Genomic DNA, 3,189 nt, shown 5'->3' on the forward strand with positions numbered 1-3,189 from the left:
CGGATTGAAATAGAGGCCGTCTGAAAAACTAACTTTCAGACGGCCTCTATTTCAACCAGCGTTGCAACCGATAACGGGGATTGGATTGTTAAAGAACGGAGGTTTCAGACGGCCTCAAAAGGATATTGAGGCACGCACGCTACCTGCAAATTCAGGAATTTATGCGGGCTACGATTTGCTAATCAAAGCTAGAAATATATAATTCAGTTTACATATTACATGTATCTTTAGGCACATAATATTTCAAACAATTATTCTTCTTCTAAGACCATACGATTAAAACAGTCATACAAATCTTCTCCGACTAAATACATATTTTGCATCTTTACTTCTTCAGGCATAGTTTTTCCAAAATCATCAAAATAATCTTCTTCATCCCATTCATTTTCATGGTACCAATAAAAAATTTGTCCTATTTTTTCCCCTTTTATACAAAGACATATCCTATCTCCGTAGTTATTCTCAGCAATAGGTAAAAAATTCGTAGGAATCCTATTTTCCATTTTTTTTATAGCATTGCTCAATGAATAGCCAGTTTGATACGATTCCCCTTCTCCATAGAAACAACCAAATTCCCCTTTCTTTATTACAACATTTTCTATTGGTGAATCAGGGGGATAACAATAGCTTGGTAGTCCATTGTTATACATGGTTAATTTATAAAATACTTCATTTAGATATGTCTCTCCTCCGAAACACGTCAAATAATCTAAATAATCAGAAAATTCTTTTCTATCAACATCTAGAAATTTTGACATTATTTCTCGTGATAAAGGAGCGAAAGGCTTTGCTCCGACCCTTACAACTCCACCCATTTTTTCTATTAAAGTTTGCATTCTTGTGCTCATAATGTTTACTCCAGTTAAAGGTTATGGACATGGTTTTCCGATTTTCTTCTCATTACGCATGACACTTGCAGGACCAGTATGCCTAATGCCACTATGTAAATCTCTCGGTATTATTTGCGCCGTATTTCTACTTGAATGATGTAAGTCAAGACGATTGTCCGTCAAATATTTTTGGGTATCTTGGACAGACCATCCCATCTTATCTGCTAAAGCCCTTCTCATTCTTGTGAAATCTTTATCTGGGTCACCCGTCATACCGGTAACTTTAAACCCTTTGGGTCCTTTACCAAATGACTCTTCTCGTCCTCTTATCTGACCATAGAGTATCAAATTGGTACCGTAACTGAATAGAGGCCGTCTGAAAGACTAACTTTCAGACGGCCTCTATGCCAACCAGCGATGCAACCGATAACAGGATTGAATTGTTAAAGGACGGAGGTTTCAGACGGCCTCAAAAGAAATATTGAGGCTGCTTGAAAACCGATTGAGATTAAGAAAGTTCAGTTTCAAAGGTTTAAAAACCACATGGACACCTTTATCCCCCATAACCTACGGCTAGCTTTGAAAATTCATGTAAATACAGCTTGCTTAATGGCCTAATACAATTTTATTTTGCCGAAAGTTATTTACTAACTAAGTCATTCATAAAAGAATTATAATCAGATTCAAATTTTTCAAAATTAAAATCCAACTTCCTAAATGATTTCTTAGAAAAAATTAACTCTTTTGCCATAGAAAACGTATTAACTAAAAAATCATTAACTATTTCATCATTTCCATTTAATACTGCTGATGATACTTCTTTAGGGACTGGTACCTTTACTGAAAAATCTTTATTTTTTCTCGAATAACGACCTAAACAAATCTCTTTGGGAGCACTAAACCAATCTGTATCACCTAAAACAAAAAACTCAAATAAAATCAAATCCAAATCTTCTCCATAAGTTCCCCTAGGAAAATATTTGTCAAATTTAGCCGAAATATTCCAATGCTGATACATTATTTTAGAATAAGCTTCAGCCACCATTTCATCTCCATTAATAGCAAATGGACTTAATAAACTCTTTCTTTCTAAAGGTTCTATCATTTTTTCTTTTTCCTTAAATCTTTCACTCCACAGCGTCCTAAACTCATAAATGAATCCATAATTGCATCTGGATCAGTTAAATTTCTAACTGTATTCGCCCAACTTTCTTTATTTTCAGGACCTCCAAAACGTGAAGTCAAAGCTCTTTCCAAATCTAGCATATCTGGCGGCCGTCGTAGTGGTAACGCACCATCTCCCGTCCGGCCAACGAGGAGGCGGCACCGAGGCGGTTGACGTACAGGTTGCCGTCTTCGCCGCGGAACACTCCGTCTTCCGCCGCCGGATTGAAATAGAGGCCGTCTGAAAAACTAACTTTCAGACGGCCTCTATTTCAACCAGCGTTGCAACCGATAACGGGGATTGGATTGTTAAAGAACGGAGGTTTCAGACGGCCTCAAAGGGTTATTGAGGCCGTCTGAAAAGTAGAAGCCGCATGCGTACGTACACCTACACCCTGCATCAGGATTGGAAGTTTCATGCGTGCTACGGCTTATTAAACGGCTAATGTTTTATGTATTTCTATTCTAATTCAACCCACTCTTGTATATCATCAATTACTGATTTAAACCATTCCCAAAATGTTTTGTACGTTTCTATAATTTCAAATCCTTCAGGAGTCCAACCCTGAATTAAATATATTTCATTAAACTCATTTAAATTTTCATCAAAATTTATTCCCGCTAAAGAATCACAATCTTGTCTCTGAGCAAAAACTAATATTTTTTTATCAGTTTTCCAATTTTTATGTACCCAAAAAATTTTTTCTTCTGAAAGCAAATACCATGGTTGAAGCTGTGAAAATGGTTCATATCCAAAAATACGTTGAATCACCGAACCTACCAGTCATACTCGATGGTAATGACTCATCTATTCCATGCACTCTAACAGGAATTGAGTCAATACCTAACTCTAATGCAACTGCTGCACGAGTATGGTCAAGAGTAACTAATCCTTCACTCATCTCAACAACATCAATAGGCTCTCCCTGATAACCATTTTTTCTCATACTTTCTCTCATAGCATCCGCCCTACCACGACCACCTGCTGTTGTTTGGGTCCACCGTAAATTTTTAGGGTTAATATTAATAACCTTATTTTTGGGGCATAGCCCCAACGGGTCAACCCAATTTTGAGTACTTGAAGCAAATTGGTAAAAATTTTTCCCACCTGATAATCTAATCGGGTCTTGACTGATAAACCTACCCGTATCAGGTTCGTAATAGCGCATCAAATTGTAATGCAGCCCCGTCTCCC

At 37.1% G+C, this 3,189-nt stretch carries 5 protein-coding genes; all 5 read right to left on the reverse strand.

What is annotated here, in order from left to right; translation table 11 throughout:
- Positions 1 to 251 precede the first annotated feature (251 nt).
- The gene (locus tag ACI43T_RS11825; RefSeq protein WP_405387294.1) at positions 252 to 848 is read right to left on the reverse strand and encodes an SMI1/KNR4 family protein; all 597 of its coding nucleotides are present in this window, start codon (positions 846 to 848) and stop codon (positions 252 to 254) included.
- 622 nt (positions 849 to 1,470) lie between these two features.
- A complete protein-coding gene (locus tag ACI43T_RS11830) occupies positions 1,471 to 1,935 on the reverse strand; it encodes a hypothetical protein (protein ID WP_405387296.1) in 465 nt (154 codons plus the stop codon).
- Positions 1,932 to 2,096: a hypothetical protein gene (locus tag ACI43T_RS11835; RefSeq protein ID WP_405387298.1), complete on the reverse strand. Its 165-nt coding sequence runs from the start codon at positions 2,094 to 2,096 to the stop codon at positions 1,932 to 1,934. The genes ACI43T_RS11830 and ACI43T_RS11835 overlap by 4 nt, the downstream gene beginning before the upstream one ends.
- A gap of 358 nt (positions 2,097 to 2,454) precedes the next feature.
- Entirely contained in the window at positions 2,455 to 2,766 is a 312-nt protein-coding gene (locus ACI43T_RS11840; RefSeq protein ID WP_405387300.1) for a hypothetical protein, read from the reverse strand.
- On the reverse strand, positions 2,741 to 3,189 hold a 449-nt coding region (locus ACI43T_RS11845; protein ID WP_405387302.1), incomplete at its 5' end, for an RHS repeat-associated core domain-containing protein. The genes ACI43T_RS11840 and ACI43T_RS11845, both read right to left, overlap by 26 nt.

The organism is Neisseria oralis, assembly GCF_045062685.1.
GTDB classification, from domain to species: Bacteria; Pseudomonadota; Gammaproteobacteria; order Burkholderiales; family Neisseriaceae; genus Neisseria; species Neisseria oralis.

What these genes read in the sequence shown, in the direction of transcription:
- ACI43T_RS11835 (WP_405387298.1), bottom strand. Translation starts at nt 2,096, where the DNA reads ATGCTAGATTTGGAAAGAGCTTTGACTTCACGTTTTGGAGGTCCTGAA.
- ACI43T_RS11830 (WP_405387296.1), bottom strand. Translation starts at nt 1,935, where the DNA reads ATGATAGAACCTTTAGAAAGAAAGAGTTTATTAAGTCCATTTGCTATT.
- ACI43T_RS11825 (WP_405387294.1), bottom strand. Translation starts at nt 848, where the DNA reads ATGAGCACAAGAATGCAAACTTTAATAGAAAAAATGGGTGGAGTTGTA.